This window comes from Nostoc sp., from assembly GCF_036916975.1.
Classification (GTDB): domain Bacteria; phylum Cyanobacteriota; class Cyanobacteriia; order Cyanobacteriales; family Nostocaceae; genus Nostoc.
Window position 1 is genome coordinate 21,311 of sequence record NZ_JBALFF010000041.1, and the last position, 6,352, is coordinate 27,662.

The following is a 6,352-nucleotide window of genomic DNA, read 5'->3' on the forward strand; positions in this document are numbered from 1 at the left end:
CGGTTTCCGACTCGCATTACAACGTGGGATTTAACCCCAATCGCATTACTTGCTTATTTTTAGAACCGGGGACTTAAACCCACGGACAGCAGTTAAAATCACCTTTGACCGGAACCTCTATACTTCTCTTGAATCTGGCGAAGATATAACGAATTAGATTGTGTTGGTTGCTGCAACACATAAGTAGATTGTGGTGGTTGCGTCGGTTGCTGCAACCCATAATTTCCATAATTAGATTGTGGTGGTTGCATCGGTTGCTGCAACCCATAATTCCCATATCCCACAGGGTTTGTAGGCGTGACAACGCGTTGACTTGGAATCTGACTAGAGTAAGGTGCAATATTATTTGGTGCAGCAGGGGTGACTAGGGGTGTCACTGGTGCTAAATTAGGCACTACCTGACCACTATTTAAATTACTGTAGGGACTTTGCGGTAAGTTCGTACCCGTTGATGTGTAGGCTGTCCCAGTATTTAACCCATTACTAGGCACTACTTGACCGTTATTACCGTTATTTAAATTATTGTAGGGATTTTGCGGTAAGTTCGTACCCGTTGATGTGTAGGCTGTCCCAGTATTTAACCCATTACTAGGCACTACCTGACCGTTATTACCGTTATTTAAATTATTGTAGGGATTTTGCTGCAAGTTCGTACCCGTTGACGTGTAGCCTGTCCCAGTAGTTAACCCAGCACTTGGTATCTGACTGGGTAAGCTGTTAATGAATGGCATTAACGTTGTTCCTGGCTCAGAGGCTCGGCCTAGGGCATTTGTCTGAGTTGCAGTCCCATTGAAGCTAGAAAATTTCTGGTTTGTCGATTGGTTGAGTGCTGCTTGCAGAGGGCTGATAGAGACAGAATTTTGATTCTTGTTGGTTTGATTGGTAAATCCAATTCCCAGACTAGAAGATGTTTCCCCTGCTGTTGGTTCAGATGCCGTAGTTGAAGGCTTAAGACCTAAAAACTGGTTATTATTATCAACCGTCCCACTCCGCAATAAATTTTCTGTTTGGACAACAAAAGGATTTTTCGCAGCTAGGGAGGTGTCGGCATTAACGCCTAGACCAGGATTTAATTTAGTATCATTATCAGACTTTTGTTTGTTAATTACATCGTCTAAGGGGTTTTTGCTATTTTTTGCCTCAGTATTTTCTTTGGAGTTATTTGGCGTTACTGAAGGAGTTGTTTGGTCAAAGTCATTAAATAAAACTGGCAGGTTATCAATATCTGCTGCAATCGCTCTGTTTTCTTCTGAGAGCGAAGAATCAGCAGGATTTTGTGAAGCGACTTGGCTTTTTTGCTTATAAACGAAAATATCTGGGTTTGACCAGTATTCCCAAGTTACTAGCCCGACTACAGATAAAAAAATTGCAGTACCCCAAAAACCAGGTCGCCCTAGATTCCGTAACCTGGCTTTGAGATAGCGTAAGTAGGCGGGAGGATAATGACGGTTTGGCATGGGATTGATAATTGAAATTTACTTGAAATCTGTAAAACTTGATGGCAGCCCAAGGCGTTGCTGTTTAATTCTTTTGCTCATGACTTACGCAAACAATAGCCGAAACCCTTATTTTATTCTTAAGGCTATTGATGAATTGCCCCTGAGCGCGTGTACTTTTGCTTAAGTCATGAAGCTTTCCTCAACAGGAAATATCTCAACTGAAGTTGGATAGTAATTTTATCCTAACCTCTCCATCAGTTATTAGTCAGTACCAATAGAAGTGTAGAGGATTTTTGTGAATTGGTATAAGGGACTTCCAGAAAATAAATTATCCAATTTACTCAGATAATATTTTTCTTTCTTCCCCCCGCCCCCTACCCCTTGTTCTTTTGTTGACGAGATTTTCGAGAAAGTTATGGTAATTTATGCTTATTTTTTGGGTATCGGTCACATTGGATAACATCAGGAGTTGACAACTGGTCTAATTTATTGTTGTAGCTGGACAAAAATTAAACTTTTTTACTTTGTTTCTAGTTAGCGAACTATAAATGTGTGCTGCAATTTCGATATGCCTCTGAAGGCACTGTGCTGCACCGTACTATTAACCAGGAGACTACAGCAATGATGAAAGCTGAAGATATCATGACCAAAGATGTAGTTACCATTCGCGGTTCGGCGACTGTTGCTGAAGCAGTGGGGCTGATGAAGGAAAAAAAATTGCGGGCGCTGGTTGTGGATCATCGCCATGAAAATGATGCTTATGGCATTGTCACAGAAACGGATATTGTTTATAAGGTAACAGCCTACGGTAAAGACCCAAAGCAAGTGCGGGTTTACGAAATTATGAGCAAACCCTGCATTGTGGTCAATCCTGATTTGGGTGTGGAATATGTAGCGCGGTTATTTGCTAACACTGGTATTCATCGAGCGCCTGTGATTCAAGGTAAGCTGTTGGGCATCATCTCGATTACCGACATTTTGACCAAAAGCGACTTTGTGGAAGCGCCAAAAGCCCTATTGCTGGACGAGAGAATTCAAAAAGCGATTGAGCAGTCTCGGGCTATTTGCACCGAACAAGGTGCTTATTCTAAAGCCTGTGCAGCCGCCTGGGATGAGGTAGAAGAACTTCAAGCAGAAGCCGCTCATCAGAAAGCTGAGGGTATGGTATCAGCCAAAGTATCTTTTGAAGAGTACTGTAAGGAAAACCCAAATGCCCCGGAATGTCGAAATTATCACCCGTAATTGAAGTGTGGGGATGAAGGGAACAGGGGGAGATGAGGGAGTAAGGGGAGATGAGGGAGCAGGGGGAGAAAAATTGCTTCCTCATCCCCCCTCATCCCCAGCAGGGCTGTTTCATTCCCTAAATAGCTAGAAAAATCAAGGTTTCTAGCGATTAAAAATTGATTATTTTGTTACTAACGTGCCGATAAAATGAACAATTTTACTGTTGTTTAAGTGCTTAAAAGTTCATCTCATCGTCACCCTCACTTACAATTTTTCTCGCTAACCATCTTGACAAATCCTGTTTGAAATGGAATGAAACAGCCCTGCCCTCATCCCTCTCATCGATTGGCAACTCGCCTCAATAAGAATAGACCTATTCCTAAAAAAAGAAAGTTGGGCAACCAAGCCCCCATAAAGGGAGAGAGGACACCTGCTTGCGCGATCGCACCACTAATAAAGAAAATTAAGTAGTAGGAAAAAATTACTACGACACTAATCCCAAAGCTGGTACCTCGGCCAGTTCGCTGGGGTATGCTTCCCATCGCTGCACCTACTAAGCCAAAAACTACACATACAAAAGGTAAGGAGATTTTTTGTTGAATCCGCACTTCGAGTTTACGAATTTTTTGGCGATCGCCACCAAGAAGTTCTACTTGTAGTTGATCTAGTGCTTCAGCAATATTCATCTCTCCATAGTCCCGACTTTTTTCTGCCAGACTTAATGGCGTGCGCGGTAGTTGCAGTTGTTGGTGTTCAAATCTGACGATGTTGCGATAGGAGCGATCGGCAGCAACAAAATAGATGGTACCGTTGTAAAAATCCCAGACATTTTGAGAAGGATTCCACTGGGCAGATTCTGATACCACAATTTGATTCAGATTTTTTGTTGAACGGTCTATAATCGTCAAACCTGACATCCGCTTACCATCAAATTGGTCGGCGTAAAACAAGCGTGTCAATATCCTATTCTTAGAGCCATCCGGCTGTGTAACATCTTGGTATTCAGGATAAAAAATATTTTGCTGTTTGAAAGTTGGCTTATCTGATTTCAGGGCTTTATCCAGAGTCATCGCCGCTTGGTAATTTGCTGCTGGTGCAATCTGTTCGTTAAACACAAATGTCATTCCTGTAACCACAAGACTCAACATCACAGCAGTTAGCACTATGCGATAGACGCTGACTCCACAACCACGCAGGGCAATTAGTTCGCTCTCGCTAGAAAGACGACTGTAAGTCATCAAAGTGGCCAGCAGCGTAGACATGGGGAAGGCTAAAACGATAAAGTTGGGAAACTTTAACAAAAAAACCTGAATGGCAATGTCTATGGGTAGCCCAGATTCTACAATTTTTCTGACGAGATCAAATACAGCATCAATGGTAACGCCAAGTGATGAAAAAGCTCCGACACCAAAGAAAAACGGCGCTAACAATTCGCTGGTAAGATAGCGATCCATGATCGTAAAAGGTAGCAGCGAAAATAAGTTGTAGAAAGACGTAAGTTTCTTTGATATCATGACTAGCTTGAAAAGTTAAATATTATTGGCAACCCTGGCAAACAAAAAATATCTCATGTATTTAGGATGATTTAATTTTAAATATCTGAAAATCAACTCATCAATTCGTATTTAAAAATTAAAAATAGGCTTTTAAATTATTAACTAAATAATGATTAATTTAGACTTGAAAATTATTACCTAAATAATATTGCCGTACCAGGGGGTTGCCGTAGAGTTCGTCAGCAGCGCCAAAAGCAAGAATTTGTCCCTCGCGCATTATATAGGCGCGATCGGTGATGGCTAGGGTTTCGCGGACATTATGATCTGTAATTAAGATTCCCATGCCGCGATCGCGCAGTTGTGCGACAATTTGCTGAATTTCTGAGACTGCTATCGGATCAACTCCCGCAAATGGTTCATCCAAAAGTAAAAATTTTGGACCTTCTTGTCCAGCAGCTAAAGACCTTGCTAATTCTGTCCGCCGTCGCTCACCACCAGATAGTTGAATTCCTTTGCTATTGGCTAATTTTTCCAACCGAAACTCCCGCAGTAAAGTTGTGAGTCGTCTTGCCCACTCCCATCGTGGCACATTCGTTTGCTCTAGCACCAACAGAATATTATCCTCTACCGAGAGTTGGCGAAAAACACTTGGTTCTTGTGCTAAATAGCCAATACCCAGTCGCGCCCTTTTGTGCATTGGCATTTCCGTAACGTCCAGATTACCCAGCCAGACTTTTCCTTGATTGGGTTTTTCTAAACCTGTGGCGATGTAAAATGTCGTCGTTTTACCAGCCCCATTGGGGCCTAGTAAACCAACGACTTCACCCTGAGCAACAGAAAGATTGACACGATTGACAATTACTCGCTTGCCGTAAGATTTGTGAATATTCTCTAAAACAATTTTCAATTGTTCGTGCCTTTTCTTGATAGTAGATGCTAATTAGAACGCTTGAATGCTGGTGTTTGTGGAGCAGGTGTTGCAGTTTGCCCATTATTATCTGATTCTTGGATCATGTAGATGGACTCTACCTGACGGTTAGATTGGGGTAAGGCAACAAATCGCCCTTCGTCAATTAAATAGGTTACTTTCTCCGCACGGATACTATTACCGCCCTGTTGCAAAATATAGACATTGCCACTGAAATCAATTCGGCGTTCTTTACTAAAATACTGTGCTTGGGCAGATGTTGCCTGAATCTGGCGAGCAGGATACAACATTTGCACGTTACCGCGAGCAGTGATTACTTGGTTTTTCGCGTCATATTCTTGCACATCAGCGCGGATAGTTAAGGGGCGATTTGCCTGAGATGTTTGTGCAGTAGCGGTTTGCACTTGAGTAGGGAAGACAAAAGCGCCCAAGAGTGTAACTGGCAGCATTAAAGCTAATCCAAAGCGACGCATTTGGGATATGGGCAATTGATAGCAGGGCATCATAGCAATTGGGGATTCAGGATTTCAGCTTGCATTCTAATTATCGAAAATTTGGGTCTAAAACCCCGTCTTTATAGGACGGCTTTGTTTGGTACAATGGAGTTTGTGGAAGGGTAATTAACCACTTAAAAAACCCAATTGCTGCCTAATACGCAGACACTGCACCTAGACAACTAAATCTTGCTGGTTCTACTTCGTAGTTCTAGTATCACCTGGAAGTAGGTAAAAGATTTACAGGTACTAGACTTAAGCATTAAACTTCAAACAAATTTTGCACTATGAGCAACTATGGTCGGGCAGACCAAAAGTTAACGCTTGGGAGCCAGTGCGTTGGGCGGCTTTGCCGACTTGAAGCACCTGGCGTGGAGAGAACCACCTATGGTCTAGATACCGCAAGGAGTCTAGACTAAGTGGACTCGGTGAACCAAGAATCCTCGTACCAATAGGCGCGAGGAGTGTCAACTCAAGTACTTTATCCAGATATGAAATATACAATCTAGAGTGATTTCCGATAACTACTGGCTGAAATAGTGACGCTACCCCCAACCTCAAGGTTTCAGGAAATTGACATCTAAGTGAAAATAACGTAGGCACGGCGTTGCTGAATTGAAGTATGAATCTGGATGTAGAGACAAAGAAAAGCTACGTCTCTACAAGGATTTTGGTATTACAGCATTTACGGCTGTTATGAGGTACAGTAGCAGCAACTGGCAAACCAGTTTCTTAAATGTTGAGGATTTATTAAATCGAGTGCAACTGAGA

At 42.3% G+C, this 6,352-nt stretch carries 5 protein-coding genes; 1 reads left to right on the top strand and 4 read right to left on the bottom strand.

The window, feature by feature from the left end; translation table 11 throughout:
• Window positions 1-98 precede the first annotated feature (98 nt).
• Window positions 99-1,457, bottom strand: a complete 1,359-nt coding sequence (locus V7K73_RS09375) for a hypothetical protein (RefSeq protein ID WP_334879240.1) — start codon at window positions 1,455-1,457, stop codon at window positions 99-101.
• 603 nt (window positions 1,458-2,060) lie between these two features.
• Between V7K73_RS09375 and V7K73_RS09380 the strand changes: the two genes are divergently transcribed.
• Window positions 2,061-2,681 carry a CP12 domain-containing protein gene (locus tag V7K73_RS09380; RefSeq protein ID WP_334879248.1) on the top strand — a complete coding sequence of 207 codons (621 nt, stop codon included), beginning with the start codon at window positions 2,061-2,063 and terminating at the stop codon, window positions 2,679-2,681.
• A 320-nt stretch (window positions 2,682-3,001) separates the two neighbouring features.
• Here the strand turns inward: V7K73_RS09380 and V7K73_RS09385 are convergent, their stop codons facing one another.
• The 3 genes from V7K73_RS09385 to V7K73_RS09395 form a co-directional block, all read right to left on the bottom strand.
• The gene (locus V7K73_RS09385) at window positions 3,002-4,117 is read right to left on the bottom strand and encodes an LptF/LptG family permease (RefSeq protein WP_334879250.1); all 1,116 of its coding nucleotides are present in this window, start codon (window positions 4,115-4,117) and stop codon (window positions 3,002-3,004) included.
• 220 nt (window positions 4,118-4,337) lie between these two features.
• The gene (gene lptB, locus V7K73_RS09390; protein ID WP_334879242.1) at window positions 4,338-5,066 is read right to left on the bottom strand and encodes an LPS export ABC transporter ATP-binding protein; all 729 of its coding nucleotides are present in this window, start codon (window positions 5,064-5,066) and stop codon (window positions 4,338-4,340) included.
• A gap of 29 nt (window positions 5,067-5,095) precedes the next feature.
• Window positions 5,096-5,593 (bottom strand): LptA/OstA family protein, encoded by a 498-nt coding sequence (locus V7K73_RS09395; protein WP_334879244.1) that lies wholly within the window; start codon window positions 5,591-5,593, stop codon window positions 5,096-5,098.
• Window positions 5,594-6,352: the final 759 nt, after the last annotated feature.